The organism is Streptomyces sp. ICC1 (genome assembly GCF_003287935.1).
Lineage (GTDB): Bacteria > Actinomycetota > Actinomycetes > Streptomycetales > Streptomycetaceae > Streptomyces > Streptomyces tritrimontium.
Genome location: NZ_CP030287.1, coordinates 8,938,819 through 8,955,449, shown reverse-complemented (window position 1 = coordinate 8,955,449; position 16,631 = coordinate 8,938,819). Strand labels below are relative to the sequence as shown.

At 72.1% G+C, this 16,631-nt stretch carries 11 protein-coding genes and 5 pseudogenes; 5 read left to right on the top strand and 11 right to left on the bottom strand.

From position 1 onward, the window contains the following. Positions 1–345 (bottom strand): hypothetical protein (locus tag DRB96_RS44090; RefSeq protein ID WP_204357963.1); only part of this gene is annotated, 345 nt, incomplete at its 3' end. 160 nt (positions 346–505) lie between these two features. Between DRB96_RS44090 and DRB96_RS42065 the strand changes: the two genes are divergently transcribed. Then, positions 506–1,342, top strand: coding sequence for a hypothetical protein (locus tag DRB96_RS42065; RefSeq protein ID WP_112453050.1), 837 nt, complete (start codon positions 506–508; stop codon positions 1,340–1,342). Between the two features lie 94 nt (positions 1,343–1,436). Here the strand turns inward: DRB96_RS42065 and DRB96_RS43590 are convergent, their stop codons facing one another. The 6 genes and pseudogenes from DRB96_RS43590 to DRB96_RS42040 all read right to left on the bottom strand — a co-directional run. Continuing rightward, the gene (locus DRB96_RS43590; RefSeq protein ID WP_162689172.1) at positions 1,437–1,631 is read right to left on the bottom strand and encodes a hypothetical protein; all 195 of its coding nucleotides are present in this window, start codon (positions 1,629–1,631) and stop codon (positions 1,437–1,439) included. A 31-nt stretch (positions 1,632–1,662) separates the two neighbouring features. Further along, positions 1,663–2,928 carry a glycosyl hydrolase gene (locus tag DRB96_RS42060; protein WP_112453049.1) on the bottom strand — a complete coding sequence of 422 codons (1,266 nt, stop codon included), beginning with the start codon at positions 2,926–2,928 and terminating at the stop codon, positions 1,663–1,665. A 24-nt stretch (positions 2,929–2,952) separates the two neighbouring features. Continuing rightward, positions 2,953–3,864: an SDR family oxidoreductase gene (locus DRB96_RS42055; RefSeq protein WP_112453048.1), complete on the bottom strand. Its 912-nt coding sequence runs from the start codon at positions 3,862–3,864 to the stop codon at positions 2,953–2,955. Then, positions 3,861–4,436: a TetR family transcriptional regulator gene (locus tag DRB96_RS42050; RefSeq protein WP_112453047.1), complete on the bottom strand. Its 576-nt coding sequence runs from the start codon at positions 4,434–4,436 to the stop codon at positions 3,861–3,863. The genes DRB96_RS42055 and DRB96_RS42050 overlap by 4 nt, the downstream gene beginning before the upstream one ends. Before the next feature lie 169 nt (positions 4,437–4,605). Beyond that, positions 4,606–5,913, bottom strand: a complete 1,308-nt coding sequence (locus tag DRB96_RS42045; protein ID WP_112453046.1) for a sensor histidine kinase — start codon at positions 5,911–5,913, stop codon at positions 4,606–4,608. A gap of 40 nt (positions 5,914–5,953) precedes the next feature. Continuing rightward, a pseudogene (locus DRB96_RS42040) lies at positions 5,954–6,886 on the bottom strand (TauD/TfdA family dioxygenase); the annotation flags it as partial. Between the two features lie 604 nt (positions 6,887–7,490). Between DRB96_RS42040 and DRB96_RS42035 the strand changes: the two are divergent. Then, a complete protein-coding gene (locus DRB96_RS42035) occupies positions 7,491–7,727 on the top strand; it encodes a hypothetical protein (RefSeq protein ID WP_162688966.1) in 237 nt (78 codons plus the stop codon). A 2-nt stretch (positions 7,728–7,729) separates the two neighbouring features. Here the strand turns inward: DRB96_RS42035 and DRB96_RS42030 are convergent, their stop codons facing one another. Next, on the bottom strand, positions 7,730–10,399 hold the full coding sequence (locus DRB96_RS42030) for a DNA polymerase III subunit gamma and tau (protein WP_112453044.1): 2,670 nt from the start codon (positions 10,397–10,399) through the stop codon (positions 7,730–7,732). Positions 10,400–10,502: 103 nt separating this feature from the next. Here DRB96_RS42030 and DRB96_RS42025 point away from each other — a divergent pair, with 103 nt between their 5' ends. The 3 genes and pseudogenes from DRB96_RS42025 to DRB96_RS42010 all read left to right on the top strand — a co-directional run. Further along, positions 10,503–11,744, top strand: coding sequence for an amidohydrolase family protein (locus DRB96_RS42025; RefSeq protein ID WP_239517850.1), 1,242 nt, complete (start codon positions 10,503–10,505; stop codon positions 11,742–11,744). A 222-nt stretch (positions 11,745–11,966) separates the two neighbouring features. Further along, positions 11,967–12,926, top strand: a pseudogene (locus DRB96_RS42015) (pyridoxal-dependent decarboxylase); the annotation flags it as partial. Further along, positions 12,923–13,500: pseudogene (locus DRB96_RS42010) on the top strand (SidA/IucD/PvdA family monooxygenase); the annotation flags it as partial. The pseudogenes DRB96_RS42015 and DRB96_RS42010, both read left to right, overlap by 4 nt. Before the next feature lie 321 nt (positions 13,501–13,821). Here the strand turns inward: DRB96_RS42010 and DRB96_RS42005 are convergent. The 3 genes and pseudogenes from DRB96_RS42005 to DRB96_RS41995 all read right to left on the bottom strand — a co-directional run. Beyond that, positions 13,822–15,060: pseudogene (locus DRB96_RS42005) on the bottom strand (MFS transporter); the annotation flags it as partial. Between the two features lie 257 nt (positions 15,061–15,317). Beyond that, complete coding sequence (locus tag DRB96_RS42000) at positions 15,318–15,872, bottom strand: XRE family transcriptional regulator (RefSeq protein WP_112453043.1); 555 nt, start codon at positions 15,870–15,872, stop codon at positions 15,318–15,320. A 9-nt stretch (positions 15,873–15,881) separates the two neighbouring features. Beyond that, positions 15,882–16,631, bottom strand: a pseudogene (locus tag DRB96_RS41995) (transcriptional regulator); the annotation flags it as partial.

The following is a 16,631-nucleotide window of genomic DNA, read 5'->3' as shown; positions in this document are numbered from 1 at the left end:
AGATGTGTATAAGCAACAGCCGTCACCTACAACCTCAATCTGACGCGCAACGCCGCACCCCGCTACGGATACCGAAGCACCGGCGGCTCCGTACTCGCCCTCGCCAACTCCCTGCACGCCCAGCTGTACGGCCTGCCGATCGAACGTCCCGCGCTGCCGAGCGCTCTGGACGAGCTGCTCCAGGCCACGGGGATCGACGACGACCAGGACCTCGTCCTCGTACAGGTCGCGGCGCAGATGGATGCCGCCGTCGCACTCATCCAGCGGGCCCGGTACACCCACAGCCACAAGCTGCCGGATCACGTGGCCATCCGCCTCGCCATGGTGGAAGACGGTGCCCAGCACATGACCGCTGAGCTGCGCGAGTTGGCACCGTCCCTCAAGACCAGAAGGCCCTCCACCCCGGTCCAGGCCGTCCGTCTGCCGCCCAGCCCCTCCGCAACGTCAGGGCCGACACGGCACTGACCCGGCAGTCCCAGCCACAGACCGAAGGCCCTCCTTGCCCATGAGCTCACCCACCGATGTCCTCCTGTTCGACGTACCCGCCTCGCGCCCCCCGTCCGAGCAACTTCTCGATCTGGCCGCCGACTACACCCGGTTCAACGACGCGCTCAGCCTCTTCCGGCCCACTGCCGCATCCGGCCCCGCCTTGGGCGCCCACTCCGCCTCGGTTGCGCGCCTGACGCGTGCAGCCCTGGCGTCTATCCAAGCCGTCCACGACCAGTGGCCCTACCTGAACGCCGCAATGGTCGAGGCCACCGTCCGCATCAAACAGCTCGCCTATCTCAGCGGTGGAGCAGCCCACCATCTGAGCGAAGCCCAGGCAGCAGTCACCGGTGCCGCCCTCGCAGACCCTGACGGCACCAGCCTGCCCGACTCCGTGAACCGGCAGATGCAGCTGGCGCGGGAGCTGACCGCGCTCGCGCCGGAAGCCGCGCTCGCCTCCGCCACCGGTATCGCCCGCGAGACGCAACGCCGGCACCCGACCGCCCAATCGGCCACCGCCGGCCTTAACGCCGCCGAACTCGCCGCGCTCCACGCAACCGCCCTCGGCCAGGTCGTGGTCACCCAGAGTCAGGCACGGGAGTACGTACACAGTCGCACCGGCGTCGTCCGCATCGGCACCCTGCGCTCTCTGGAGGTCAAAGGCCTCATCACACGCGACCCCGCCACTGCGCCACCGGCCTTCGACGGCGGCCCGCCCCAGGACCGCATCCGCCTCACCTCCGACGGAGTGACCGCCACCGTCAGCGTCCTCGCGCTTCCTACCGCCGCCGCGGGGCCGACGGCTCTATCCGTCCCCCACGCACCCACTGCGTCCGCACCGGGGCGAGCCCGCTGACCGAACCCGCCCCGGTGGCGGAGAGTCCCGTCTGGCGTTGCCCCTACGAAGGTCCACCCGCTCATGACCGATGACGCCCTCTTCTCCCTGTCCCTTATACAAATCTCTTACCAGCGGCGGCCCCGGCCCCCGCGGCCGGCGCGGCCGGGGCCGCGGGGGCCGGGGCCGCCGCTGGTAAGAGCAGGGCGGCGGCCCCGGCTCCCGCGGCCAGCACCCCGCGCCGGGTCGGACGCGGGGAGGCCGGGGGTCGGGCGGTGCGCGGGTCGACGCCGTTGTCGGTCTCGGGCATACGGGTTCTCCTCCAGGCGGTGTCGTTCCGGTCAGTCCCGGACGGGGACGTCGGACACGTCGGTCACATCGGACACGTGCAGTACCTCGGTGATGCCGCGCGCGGCCAAGTGCTCCGCGTCCCCGGCGAGTTCGGCCAGGACCACCGCCGGCCGGACCCCCTGGGCGGTGAGCTCCGCCCAGGCCTCGAAGAACGCCCCGCCGGGCGCGCACACCGAGCGGTCCGGCGCGGCCTCGGCGCCGCCGACGTCCACGGCGAGCGCGGTGGAGCGCACCGCCGGGCGGTGTGCGCGGCCCCGCCACTCCCCGGCGATCCGGGCGATGACCTCGCCGGCGGGCTTGACCCGGCGGTCGTTGGTGAGCAGCCCGAGGCCGTACTCCAGCTCCGGGAAGTCCGCGAGCTCCCGCGACACGTCGTGCGAGCACCACCAGGTCACGCCCCACACGTCCGCGCAGTCCAGGGCGTTCGCCACGGTCGCCTCGGTGAAGGAGGCCGCGTGCCCGGGCCCGATCAGCGGCGCGGGCGCGCCCACCTCCTGGAGCCAGACCGGGCGGTGCGGGTCGAGGGCCCAGGCCTTGGAGAGTTCGATCAGGTACGCCGCGTGGTGCTCGGTGGCCGTCCCGGTCCGGCCGTGGCGCTGGGCGGTGCCGTTGAACACCCAGGAGTGCACGGCGGTCGCTCCGCCGAGCCGGGCCGCCTGGGCCGCGGTGAAGGGGTGCCCGTCCTGGTACCAGGCGGCGTCGTACTCGGCGTGCAGGTGCAGACGGTCGGGCGCGCCCCGCTCGCAGGCGGCGAGCATCCGCTCGAGCCACCGGCCGGCCTGCTCCCGCGTGATCCGGTCGGGGGAGGGGTGGGGGTCGTCGGAGAACTGGTTGACCTCGTTGCCGACGGTCATGCCGAGGAAGTTCGGCCGGTCCGCGAGGGCGGCGGCGAGGGTGCGCAGGTACTCCTCCTGACCGGCGAGTACCTGCGGGTCGCTGAAGATGTTCCGGCGGTGCCAGGTCCCGGTCCAGGCGGGCAGGAAGTCGAAGCTCGACAGGTGGCCCTGCAGTCCGTCCACGTTGACGTCGAGCCCGCGCTCGGCGGCCGCGTCGGCGAGCGCGACGAGCTGCTCGACGGCGCGCGGCCGGATCAGCGTCCGGTTCGGCTGGAACACCGGCCACAACGGGAAGACCCGCACGTGGTCCAGGCCGAGGCCGGCGATCGAGTCGAGGTCGGCCCTGACCTCGTCGAGATCGAAGTCGAGCCAGTGGTGGAACCAGCCGCGCGTCGGCGTGTAGTTGGCGCCGAAGCGCAACGCGGCACGGGCGGGGCGGGGGTGTCACAGCGGGTCCCCCAGCGGCCCGTACCGCTCTTCCAGGCTCTCGGCCCAGTGGGCGGCGAAGTCCGGCTGGGTGCCGTCCGCGTCGGTGAACCCGTACTCCCCGTACAGGCCCCAGGTGGCCAGCGCCCGGCCGGTCTTGGCCATGACGTGGGGGTCGGCCGCCAGCGCGGCGACCGCCCGCCCCAGGTAGGCGGGGGTTTCGGAGTGGGCGAAGTCCGGGTCCTGGGCCACGGCCTCGCGCCAGTTGGCCTCCGTGACTCCGAAGTGCTCCAACAGGGCCTCCGAACGCAGGAAACCGGGGGTGATCGCCACCGCCGCGACCCCGTGGGGCTTCAGCTCGGCCGCCTGGGCGACCGCGAGGCGGATCACCGCGGACTTGGCCAGGTCGTAGAAGAAGGAGCCGCGGTAGCGGGCGGTGTTGCCGTCGGTGACCTCCACGACCAGCCCGCCCCCGCGCGCGACCATCAGCGGCAGCGCGAACCGGCTGGTGATCACATGGGTCTCCACCGCCTGCCGCACCAGTCGGAGGCCGGTCTCCAGGTCCTGCTCCCACAGGGGGTGCTCCCAGTCGGTCAACGGGTCTCCGCCCCATACGGAGTTGACGAGGACGTCGAGCCGTCCGTCCTGCTCGGCGGCGATCCGTTCGACCAGGGCGCGGACCTCGTCGGGACGGCTGTGGTCGGTACGGGCGGGGATGCCGAGGCCGCCGGCCGCGGTGACCCTCCGGGCGGTCTCCTCGATGGTTTCCGGGCGGTCCAGGTCCGAGCGCCCGGCGGCGCTGCTGCGGCCGGTGACGTACACCGTCGCGCCGGCGGCGCCGAGCTCGACGGCGATGCCCCGCCCGCCGCCCCGGGTGCCGCCGGCGACGAGGGCCACCTTCCCCGCCAGGAGTCGCGTACCGGTCGTCATGACACCTCCAGATCGTGGCCGTGTCGATGCGGAAGGTGCGGAGGATGCGGAGGGTGCGGAAGGTGTGGGGACAGCGCGATGTCGAGTTCTTCCCGGAGCCGCTGCGCGAGGGTGCCGCGGCGTTCGAGCGCCCACGTCAGGCCGGCTCCGGCGATGACCGTCTGCACGGTGCGGGACAGTGCCGCCACATCGGTTCCGGCGCGGAGTTCGCCGGTACCGGCCGCCTCCGCCAGCAGCTCCCCGATGGCCGCACCCTGGGCGCGGTGGACGGCCAGGGCGTGCGCGTGGAGCTGTGGATCCGTGAGGTCCGTGCACAGGAAGGCCAGGTGGTTGGCGAAGGTCTCCGGGGTGGCCATCACGGCCGCCGATTCCACCGTCAGCGCGGCCAGGGCCCCGAGCGCCGATGCGTGGGCCCCGCGCACTCGGCCGGCCAGCTCGCCCGCCTCCTTCGCGGACCGCTCGGCGAGCGCCAGGAGCAGGCCCCGCTTGGACCCGAACCGCTGGACGAGCGTGGCGGGCACCAGCCCGACCTCGCTCGCGACAGCGGCCAGGGTCAGCCCCGTGGGCCCCACCGGGGGGGGGGGGGGCGGGGCGGGGGGGGGCCGGGCGGGGCGCGGCGGGGTCCCGGGGGGGGGTTGCGGCGGCGGGGTCCCGGCGGTGGGTCGGCGGGGTCCGGGCGGGGGGTGTCGGGGGGTGCCGGCGGGGTTGCGGCGGGGTGCCGACGGCTGCCGGCGGGGTGTGTCAGGCGCGCCAGGGGAGCTCGGCGGTCACGGTGGTGCCCTCGCCCACGGGGGAGTCCACGACCAGCACCCCGTCCACCGCGTCCAGCCGCTCGGCCAGCCCGGCCAGTCCCGACCCGGCCAGGGCATCGGCACCGGCTCCGCCCCGGCCGTCGTCGGTGACCTGGATCAGCAGCCGCTCGCCGGACTTCCACACGTCGACGGAGGCCGTACGGGCCCCCGCGTGCTTGCTGATGTTCTGGAGCAGCTCGGAGACGGTGAAGTACGCGATCCCCTCGATCGCCGCCGCCGGACGCGCGGGCAGGTCCACGGCCACCCGTACCGGCACGGCGCACCGGGCGGCCACCGAGGACAGTGCCGCGTCCAGGCCGCGGTCGGTGAGCACCGCCGGGTGGATCCCGCGGGCGAGGTCGCGCAGCTCCTGCAGGGCGATCTTCACCTCGCCGTGCGCCTCGTCGACCATGCGGGCCGCGGCCCGCGGGTCCTCGGTGAGCTTCTCCTTCGCCAGCCCGAGGTCCATGGCCAGGGCCACCAGCCGGGCCTGCGCCCCGTCGTGCAGGTCCCGCTCGATGCGCCGCAGATCGGCGGCGGCGGTGTCGACGACGACCCCGCGGTCGGACTCCAGCTCGCTGACGCGGTGGTCCAGCCGGGACGGGCCGAGCAGCCCGACGACGAGCAGCCGGTCGACGGTGGTCAGGGCCCGGACGACCCAGGGGGTGGCCAGCGTGAAGGCGAGCCCGATCGCGCAGGTCAGGGCGATCGCAAGGGGCGAGTCCAGGTAGAAGGAGTAGTCGGCGTTCTGGAAGAGCTGCAGGCCCGGCTGGTCGGTGTAGGCGGGGAAGACCCAGAACCAGAGGGGGTAGAGCAGCATGGCCCAGCCGTAGGCCCAGAACACCAGGGCCACGCAGAAGCCGAAGACCGCCCACGGGAAGTGGATCACGGAGTACAGCACGTGCCGCCAGGCGCTCCCGCTCTTCAGCAGCGCCCCCATGGCGGCGATCGGCCCGGGCTTCTTCGCCCGGATCGGCGCGGGCTCGGCGATGTCGTGGCCCAGCAGGCCGCGCACCCGGGCCCGCTCGATGCGGCCGAAGCCGCGGCACATGGCGAGCACCCCGGCGAGGACCGGGACTCCGAGGAAGGTGACGAGCAGTCCGGCGCCGAGGCTGACGCCCGCGACGGCGAGCGAGAAGTAGAGCGTGCTGAGCGGCAGCCCGAGCATCAGGTACCCGAACTCCCGCCAGGTCCGCCCCTGCACAGGAGCCCGCAGCACCCTGCCGATCCCACCGCCGCCGTGCTCGCCGCTGCCCATGATTCCGCCCCGCCCTTCGAGCGGTGGAGGTCGGGGCGGAGGCGGAGGCGGAGGCTCCGGAGGCGATGCCGAAGGACGGGTCGGGCACGGTCTCCGGGCTGATCAGCCGGGACGGGACCCCGTCCGGCCCGACCGGGACGTCGCCGTCGACGGTGACGCGGCGCAGGGTGCGCTCGTGGTCGTCGGAGTCGTCGACGCCGTAGTGCTGGGTGGCGCGGTTGTCCCAGATGGCGACGTCGCCGGCCTGCCACTGCCAGCGGACGGTGTTCTCGGGGCTCTCGATGTGGGCCTGGAAGAGGTCCTGGAGCAGGCGCGAGTCCCGGCCGGTGAGGCCGTTGATCCGCTGGACGAAGTTGCCGAGCAGCAGGGTGCGCTCGCCGGTCTCGGGGTGGACGCGGACCACCGGGTGCTCGGTGAGGAACGTGGTGGAGGTGAAGACCTCGCGGTACTGGGCGAGCGCCTCGGGCAGGGCGTCGGGACGCAGGGCGGCGTAGTCGTACTCGTTGGAGTGCACGGCGCGCAGGCTGTCGGCCAGGGCGCGCAGCGGCTCGGGGAGGCTGTCGTAGGCGGTGGCGGTGTTGGCCCACAGGGTGTCGCCGCCGTACGGGGGGATGGTGACGGCGCGCAGGATGGAGAAGGCGGGGTAGGCGGGGACGAAGGTGACGTCCGTGTGCCACTGGTTGGCGCGGGCTCCGTGGTGGGAGTCGATGCCGAGGGCGTAGCGGCCGTCGGCGGACGGCACGGTGGGGTGCGCGACGGGGGCGCCGAGCAGCTCGGCGAAGGCTTCGTGGCCGTCTTCGTCGAGGTGGTCCTGGCCGCGGAAGAAGACGACCTTGTGGGCGAGCAGCGCGGCCCTGATGCCGGCGACGTCCTCGGCCCCGAGCTCGCCGCCGAGGCGGACCCCGCCGATCTCGGCGCCTATGCGGCCGCCGATCTTGGTGACGGTGATGTCGGTGCGGGTGGCGGTGGTCATGATGGCTCCTTGTTTATTTCCGCAGCGGAAGAAATGAAGGTGAGCGAAGGGGGGCGGCGCGGGGGTGCGGGTGGAGACGGCTGAGGTGGTGGCGGTGGCAGGCCGCGGCCGGGCGGATCACCACGCGACGGACCGGACCGGATCGGACCCGACCGGAACGGATCGGACTCGACCGGAACGGAACGGACTCGACCGGAACGGAACCGTCCGACAGGGGGCGACCCGCGACACCGCGAGAGGATCCCGGGTCCGAGGGGATCGACGGGAAGGAGCGGGCGTCAACGGGAACGGGCGGCCGGCGGAGCGCCGGGGCGGCGCCTCTCAGGCGTGGCGGCGGCGGGCCGGACAGCGGCCCTGACACTCGCCCGGCGCGGTACAGGAGCCGGGGGTGCGGAGCCGCGGGGCGAGGATCTCGTTCGCGGACATGTCCCGGAGACTGCCAGCGCCCCCGACCCGGGTCAACCCCGTACGACCCCGCGTCCCGCACCCTCCACACGGCCTCTTATACACATCTGACGCTGCCGACGAGCTACCCCGGGGACGTCTCTAGTGCTGTGACCGGAAAGGTTCACCGGGTCTGATGCTGTGCTGGCAGGATCGCTCCGTGGATCTTTCTGAGGGGCTGGCTGAGTGGACGGATTGGGACGGTGCCGCCTTCGTGGTGGGCCGCTCGCTGGGGATCTTCAGCGAGTCCCAGACGTTCACGCAGGTCAAGGGCGTGTTCTGGACGGATAACCCGTTGGGGAATGCTCTGCATGAGGTGCTTCTGCAACTGGCCGCCGCAGGAGTGCTGGAGCGGCGGGAGGAACCGGACGAGCAGTTCCGGTGGTCCATGCGGTGAGGTCAGGCCGCTTCAGTACGGGTCCGTCCGCCGAAGCGGACGCCTCTCTCGCTGCGGATGCGGGCGCGTTCGCGCCGCTGTGCTGCGAGCACGTCGGGGTGGCGGGCGTTTCGGTTGCGCCAGCGTAAGTAGGCATGCAGGGCCCGGGTCTGGGCGGTGTGGTTGGGGTGGTGTGAGTTGGCGAGGGTGAACTGCCGTAGGGGGCCGAAGTGGGCTTCGATGGGGTTGGCCCAGGATGCGTAGGTCGGGGTGAAGCACAACTCGACCTTGTTCTTCATCGCCCACCGCTTCATCCGCCAGTTCATGTGGGCGGAGAGGTTGTCGAGGATCACGTAGATCGGGGCGCCGTCCGGGCGGGCGGCCCGAATCGATCTCAAGGCAGCCCAGGTGTGGTCGATGCCCTTGCGCCTGCGGTTGATGCCCCAGAGCTGGTCGTCTCCGACGGAGTAGCAGCCGTGGAAGTAGGTGATTCCGTGGGTGCGGCGGTAGGTGGCCGGCAGTCGGTCGGGGCGGTTCTCCTTGGCCCAGCAAGAGCCGGCGGTCGGTCGGATACCGAGCGGGCCGAACTCGTCAAAGGCGAAGGTGCGGTTGGGCCGCTGGTTGATCGCGTACTCGATCCTGGCGAGCTTGGCGTCGAATTCCGGATCCGGGGACTCCTTCCAGGTCTTCGTTCGCTGGAAGGTGACTCCGCGGCGGGCCAGTAAGCACCGCAGTGCCTCCCGTCCGATCCGGACGGGCCGGGTGATGTTGCGTCGCAGGTGATCGGCGAGCTTGCGGATGGACCAGCGGGTGAAGGGCTTGCCCAGCACGGTCGGGCGGGTGGTGGCCGTCTGGACGACGAAGTCCTCGTCGTCACGGTCGAGAAGGCGGGGACGGCCTCCCGCCCAGCGAGGGTCCAGGCATGCGAGCCCGATCTCGTTGAACTTGTGGATCACGTCGCGGACGGTGTCTTCGTCCGCCTGGACCAGCCGGGCTATGACCGGGACCGTGCTGCCGCCGGCCGAGGCCAGCAGCATCATCGCCCGCCGGAACCGCACTGAGCTGGTACTTCCCCGCCGGACGATGTTCTGGAGTTTCTGTCCCTCCTGCTCGGTCAGCCCGCGAACCCGGACCGGTTGCGCCATCCCGCCTCCCCACGCTGATTGGAGAACTCCTTTCCAACCAGCACCACGAGCAACCCGGCGAACCTTCCCGGTCACAGCACTAGTCTGGTCAACACCGGGCTCACCGAGATGCGCGGCGCGGCCTCGCCCCGGCTGCAGCTGGAGCTGATCTGCGCCCGCGTGCTGCTGCCCGCCGCCTTCGACGACGAGCGGTCCGTGCAGGCGCGGCTCGACCGACTGGAGCGCGGCGGGGGCCATCGGCGCGGGCTCGGGTGCGAGTGCGGGCGCGGGTGCGGGCTGCGCCGGAGCCCGTACGACCGCGGGGGCCATGGCGTGCGCCTCCGGGCCGGGTACGTAGCCCATGGCGGGGGCCGGGGCCGCGGCGAGGGAGGCCGCGGCCGCGGCCGCCGCCCCGCCGCGCTCCAGTCGGTCGAGCCGCGCCTGCACGGACCGCTCGTCGTCGAAGGCGGCGGGCAGCAGCACGCGGGCGCAGATCAGCTCCAGCTGCAGCCGGGGCGAGGTCGCGCCGCGCATCTCGGTGAGCCCGGTGTTGACCAGATCGGCGGCGCGGGACAGCTCGGCGGCCCCGAAGACGGAGGCCTGGTCCTGCATCCGCTGCACGACATCGGCCGGGGCGTCGATGAGCCCCTTCTCCCCGGCGTCCGGCACGGCGGCCAGGATCACCAGGTCGCGCAACCGCTCCAGCAGGTCGGCGACGAAGCGGCGCGGGTCGTTGCCGCCCTCCACCACCCGGTCGACGATCTCGAAGGCGGCGGCCCCGTCCCCGGCGGCGAAGGCGTCCACGACGGCGTCCAGCAGGGTGCCGTCCGTGTACCCGAGGAGCGAGGTGGCCATGGCGTACGTCACACCCTGGTCGGCGGCGCCGGCCAGCAGCTGGTCCATGACCGACATCGAGTCGCGGACGGATCCGGCGCCGGCGCGCACGACGAGCGGCAGCACCCCGTCCTCGACGTGGGCGCCCTCGCGGCCGCAGACCTCGCCGAGGTAGGTGCGCAGGGTGCCGGGGGGCACGAGCCGGAACGGATAGTGGTGCGTCCTGGACCGGATGGTGCCGATGACCTTCTCGGGCTCGGTCGTGGCGAAGATGAACTTGAGGTGCTCCGGGGGCTCTTCGACCACCTTCAGCAGGGCGTTGAAGCCCGCCGGGGTGACCATGTGCGCCTCATCGATGATGTAGATCTTGTAGCGGCTGGAGGCGGGCCCGAAGAAGGCCTTCTCGCGCAGGTCGCGGGCGTCGTCGACACCACCGTGCGAGGCCGCGTCGATCTCGATGACGTCGATGGAACCCGGCCCGTTGCGCGCGAGGTCCTTGCAGGACTGGCACTCCCCGCAGGGGGTCGGCGTGGGGCCCTGCTCACAGTTCAGGCAGCGGGCGAGGATGCGCGCGCTGGTGGTCTTGCCGCAGCCCCGCGGCCCACTGAACAGGTACGCGTGATTGACCCGGTTGTTGCGCAGGGCCTGCATCAGCGGGGCAGTGACATGCTCCTGTCCGATGACCTCGGCGAACGACTCGGGGCGGTAGCGGCGGTACAGCGCAAGGGACGACACGTCTACGAGGTTATCCGGGCCCACCGACAACGGCGGCCCGCAAACCCCGCGCGTCCCGGTCGGCCCGACGGTCCTGCTGCGCGGCGCCTCCCTGGCTCTCACCATGGACCCGGCCCTCGGCAGAGGCCCCCTCGGCACCCTCGAGAACGCCGACGTCCTGATGCGGAACGGCACCATCACCGCCGTCGGCACGGGCCTGCCGACCCCGCCCGGCACCTGGATCGTGGACGCTTCGGGCAAGCTGGTCATGCCGGGGTTCGTCGATACGCACACCCACCTCTGGCAGGCGGTGATCCGCGGGGGCTGTACCGACGGCGACCTGTTCGGCTGGTTCGCTCGATGTACCGACCCCCAGCGGGGCCGGCTCACCCCCGAGGCCCTGCACAGCTTCGTCCGTCTCGCCGCCCTCGACGCCGTCCAGTCAGGCGTGACCACCCTCGTGGACTGGGTGGACATCTTCTCGTTTGACCTCATCGAGAGCTACGTACGGGCCCTGGCCGGAACCGGAGTGCGGTTCACCTACGCGATGTTCCCTTCCGAAGCCGACCCCGCGCTGGTCACGAAGGTGAAGAAGGAGCTGGTCGACCCCGTTCCGCTCGCCGGCTTCCAGGTCGCCACACACGCGGCGCGCGCCGTCCAACACCTCAACCACGCCCACTGGGAAGCCGCCCAGGATCTCGGGGTCATGCTCAACTCCCACGTCCTGGAACGCCCCGAGCAGCGCGCCGACGACCCCATCGGAGTCCTCACCGACATCGGAGCCCTCGGTCCGCGGCTCCTGATCAACCACGCGATCCACCTGACCGACGACGAGATCGCCGCCGTCGCCGCGCACGACGTGCGCGCGGCCCACTGCCCGCTCAGCAACATGCGGCTGGCCTCCGGCATCATGCGGCTGTCCGAGTTCGGCCGGCGGGGCGTCAAGGTCGGCCTCGGCCTGGACGGCGGAACCAACGACAGCTCGGACTTCCACGCGCTGATGAAGACGGCCATCGGCCTGCAGCGCGCCCGGGCGACGGAGGCCGGGATCTTCCCGCAGGTGCACGACGTCCTGCGGATGGCAACGCTGGGCGGCGCCGAGGCCCTCGGGATCAGCGACCGGGTGGGTTCCCTGACCCCAGGGAAGCGTGCCGACGTCGTGGTCGTCGATCCGGCTGCCCTGAACTTCGCGCCGCGCTTCGACTGGGTCGGCCAGACCGTCTTCAACGGGCGGCCCGAGAACGTCGACGCCGTGTTCGTGGACGGACGGCCCCTGAAGTTCGACGGCCGGCTCGTGGACATCGACACGAACCGCGTCGTACGGGAGGCGGAAGCGGCCGCCACCCGACTCCGCGCGGCCGGATGAACCCCACCGGCCGGGCGGACCGGGGATTCCGCTGACGACGCGTCGGGTGATGGCCGGCTCCAAGCCGTTCCAAGCGTGGGGGTAGCCGTCGGCGTCCGGTCTCATCCGGGTGGCGGTTGCGGGCGTCCCGGACCCCGGAGATCCTCGGCCTCGGTCAGCGGCATGCCGCGGTGAAGCGGGCCGATACGCCTGGGGCAGCGGGTGTCCGGGGCGGGGTGTTCGGGGCGCAAGCAGCCCTCGATCCTCTACACCGTCGGCGAACGCCACCGGGAACGCGCCGCCGTCATCTCCGAAGCCCTCGAATCCGTCGACCCCTTCGAACTCAAGGGCCACGCCGAGCGGTTCGCCGACGACCTGATCGACCACCTGTCCGGCAGGGGCTCCTGCGACATCGTCGGCTAGTACGCCATGCTGCTGCCGCTGCGCGTCCTCGCCCGCACCTACGGCTTCTCCGCCGCCCAGGGCCCCGTCCTCGTCACCGCCACCGCCGGCACCACCGACGCCGGCCTCATCGACCCCCTCGGCCCCCTCGCCGACCTCTGCCAACAGCACGGCGCCGACCTCCACATCGACGCCGCCTACGGCGGCCTCCTCCACTTCAGCCCCCGCCACCGGCACAAACTCACCGGCCTGCACCGCGCCCACTCCATCACCCTCGACCTGCACAAACTCGGCTGGCAACCCGTCGCCGCCGGAATCCTCACCGTCGCCGACACCGCCCGGCTGAAACCCCTCGCCCACCAAGCCGACTACCTCAACGCCCAGGACGACACCGACGCGGGCCTACCCGACCTCCTCGGCCGCTCCCTGCGCACCACCCGCCGCGCCGACGCCCTCAAAATCGCGGCAACCCTGCGCTCCCTCGGCCGCGACGGCCTCACCCGCCTCATCGACCGCACCTGCGCACTCGCCGGGCAACTCGCCCGACTCCTCGAAGAACACCCCGCCTTCGAACTCCACACGGCGCCCACCATCAGCACCGTCCTCTTCCGGCCCACCCACGCCGACGACACCGCGATCGCCGCCCTGCGCCGCACCCACCTCCACGGCGGCACCGCCGTACTGGGCCGGGCCACCGCCGACGGCCGCCTGTGGCTCAAAGCCACCCTCCTCAACCCCCACGCCACGGCAGGGGACCTGGACGCCCTCGTGAACCTCCTGGAAGGCAGCACCCACCGATGACCGCCCAGCTCGATGCACCCCACGACCTCGTCGGAATCGGCATCGGCCCCTTCAACCTCTCCCTCGCCGCCCTCGCCCACGGCCTCCCCCACCAAGGCGCCGGAGAGCTCGCCACCGCCTTCTACGACCAGCGCCGCGACTTCCGCTGGCACCCCGGACTCCTCATCGACGGAGCCACCCTCCAAGTCCCCTTCCTCGCCGACCTCGTCACCCTCGCCGACCCCGCCAGCCCCTGGTCCTTCCTCAGCTACCTCAAGCACAAGGAACGACTCTTCCCCTTCTACTTCGCCGAGCGCTTCCACATCCAGCGCGCCGAATACGACGCCTACTGCCGCTGGGTCGCCGGCCGCCTGCCCGGACTCCATTTCGTCCACCAGGTCGACGCCGTCCGCTGGAACCCCGAACGCGACCTCTTCGAAGTCGACTTCACCCAAGTCGACTCCGACGGCGAAGCCGAAGCCCTCGGCCGCACGTACACCCGCAACCTCGCCCTCGGCATCGGCACCGCCCCCTACGTCCCCGAACCCCCTGTCTCTTATACCCCTCTGACGCTGCCCCCCCTCTCCCCCTTGTGGGGGCCGTGGGCGTTCAGGACGGCGAGCTCCGCGCTGTCGGCGCCCTGGAAGACGACGAGCTTGGTCCCGAAGGCCTCGACCTCGTGCGGGGCGCCGTCCTCGAAGGAGGAGGCGAGTCCCAGCCTGTGCCAGCCGCGGCCGAACCCGGTCGGCGCGGCCGCCGCTTCGACGCCACGGGGTTCCCCTTCGATCGCGGTCACGTCGTCCCCGTCCACTTCGTCGTCGTCGCGTCCGGTGCGCCGGCGGGCGCGTCGTCCGCTCCCGCCGCCTCGGCCGGCGGTTCGGTGGGCGGGAGGGCCGGCGGGGACGGTTTTCGGTTGTTTGCGGGTCATCCGCCGGACGTCGGGGACCACGAGGACCGCGGCGGTGACCGTGACGACCAGGGCCGCGCAGCCCCAGAGGGCCGAGGTGCGGCCGATGGCGGACTCCACCGGGCCCGCGAGGGCCGTGGCCAGCGGGAGCATGGAGACCGAGCCGAACCAGTCGTAGGCGGAGACCCGGGAGAACTTGTCCTCCGGGATCTCCTGGTGCATCGTCGTCATCCAGTTCACGCCGAAGACCTCGATGGCCGCGCCGCTCACGAACATCACCGCGCACAGGCCCCACACCGGCAGCGGCACGGCCAGCCCGGCCGCGGGCAGCGCCAGCGGGAACACGCACAGGGTGCCCACCAGGAGCAGGCGGCGCGGCTTCCAGGCCATCATCAGGACGGCCCCGCCGATGGTGCCGATGCCGAAGAAGGCCAGGGCCAGGCCCCAGGGAAGCGGCCCGCCCAGGTGGTCGCGGGCGACCATGGGTCCGTAGACCGCGTCCGCGGCGCCGACGACCGCGACGACGACGGAGAACTGGAGCACGATGCTCCACAGCCAGGGGCGGCTCCTGAACTCCACCCAGCCCTCGCGCAGGTCCGCCAGCAGGCCGCCGCCGGGGGCCCGGTCGGCGATGTCGCCGACGTCGAGGAAGGCCCGCAGGGCTCCGGCGACGGCGAAGGCGGCGGCGTCCACGGCGAGGACCCAGCCGGTGCCGATCGTGGCGGCCATGGCTCCGCCGAGGGCCGCGCCGCCGATGCCGGCGCCGTTCATGGCCATCCGGAACAGGGCGAAGGCGCGGTTGGCGTGCTCGCCGGAGACGCTGGACAGGAGCATGCCCTCGGCGGCCGGGTTGAAGAAGGCCGTACCGGTGCCGCACAGCGCGGTGAGCAGCATCATCTGCCACAGCTGTGGGTCGCCGGTCAGGACGAGGACGGCGAAGGCTGCCTGCGAGAGGCAGTTCAGGGCGTTGGCCGCGACCATGACGCGGTGGCGCGGCACCCGGTCGGCGATGGCCCCGCCGATGAGGAGGAAGAGGACGAGCGGCAGCGTGCGGGCGGCGGCCACCAGGCCGACGTCGCCGGTCGAGCCGCCGGACTCCATCACCGCGAAGGTGGCCGCGATGAGCGCTCCGTGGCTCCCGAGGTTCGTCACGACCGCCGCACCCGTCAGCAGGGTGTAGTTGCGGCCGGCCCAGGCCGGTCGGCGCCGGATCCCGGTCGGAGGGGAGGCGTGGGAGGAGGGGCCCACGGTGAGCGCAGGCTTCAGGGCGCGAGGATGTCGAGACCGGCCACGCCGGCGGGGGTCATGACGACGGATACTTCGCTGATGCGGTCGTCCGCGAAGGTGAACAGCATGACGCCGAATCCATGGTGGGTCATGGGTGTGACGCCCACGGTGTCGTTGACGAACGCAAGCTGCGAAGTTTGCGCGAACGTCGCTGTTTGACGGGCCATCAGGGCTGCCCCACTGCTGTTTCACCGGTCGGGGATTCTCTTCCGACCCTGCTAGAAGTCGAGCTCGATGTAGTCGATGTCGGTGAACTCGACGAGGAGTCCCTGGGCGCGGGCGCCGTGGTCCTTGAAGTAGATCTCCTGGAGGCCTTCGGCGGCGATGTGGCGCAGCTGGGCCTCGTTGGCCCCGGCCTCCTGGGCGGCGAAGAGGCGGGAGGCGTACTCCGGGGGGAGGTGCTGGGTGATGCGGCGCATCCGGCCGTCGTCGGTGGTGCCGGGGGCGGCGCTGAAGCCGAAGCGCGCGCGGGTCTCGATGACCAGGCCGGTCTGCCGCGCGGCCTTGGCACGGGCCCGCTTGCGGACCAGCGGCTGCCAGCGGCGGCGTACTTCGCGCTCCAGGCGGGTGGAGAGGGCCGGCTTGGGCTGCTTGATCTGGTCCTTCACGTACCGCTCGACCGTGCGCCGGGAGATGGCGAGGAGGTCCGCCACGGCCTTGGTGGATTTGAGCTGCTTCACGAGGTAGCGGATCTGGGCGCCCGCAGATTTCGGGATGGGGCGGGTGAAGTTCTGTTCGTCGGCGCGGTCGAGGCTGTCGCTGATCTCGGACATGGGTGGCTCTTACTCTCCGTCGGCCGCGGCGTCGTGGCCCTTGATGTGGCGGGCCGGGTTGTGTCGTTCGTCGAGCATCTGGACGGCCCACAGGAGGGGCTGGGTGCCCTCGTGCTTGACCATGCCGGGGCTGACACCGAGGCGGAATCCGCCGGGCAGCGGCTTGCCGTCGGGGGTGCGGGGGAGGAAGTCGAGCGGGCTGGGGCCGTCGGAGAGGTAGACCGCGCAGTCGGAGAGGACGGCGATGGGGTACTCGCCGGCCTCCGTCGCGAGCTTGCGCATCTTGCGGTGCATGTTGACGCGGGCCGTGGAGATGACGGCGGCGCGGATGTCGGGGCGCCAGGTGGGGCGCTCCAGGGCCGGCCAGCTTTCACCGGGGCGGTAGCCGGCTCCCTGCGGGCGCTCGCGGAGCTTGCCGATGCCGCCCTTGACGGTGGACTTGATCGCGGACAGGACCGCGGCCTGGTGCGTGTTCCGGCTCCTGTACTCGGTCATCGCCGTGAGGAACTCGGGGTCCGTGAGGGACGCGTGCACGCCGAGTTCCGCCATCGTCGCCATGTACGCGTCGCGCAGGCGGGTGTACCAGGCGTCGAGGTACGGGCCGTGGTCCGGGCGGAGCCAGGCCTCGGTGGGCCGGACGGAGAGGCCGAGCTCTTGGGCGTAGGCAAGGGTCGGAGTGGCGTACCAGGCGGGTCCGGTGGGAGGACGGCCTGTCTCTGATTCACACCTGACGCACGCCACCACCACTCTTTTTTTTTT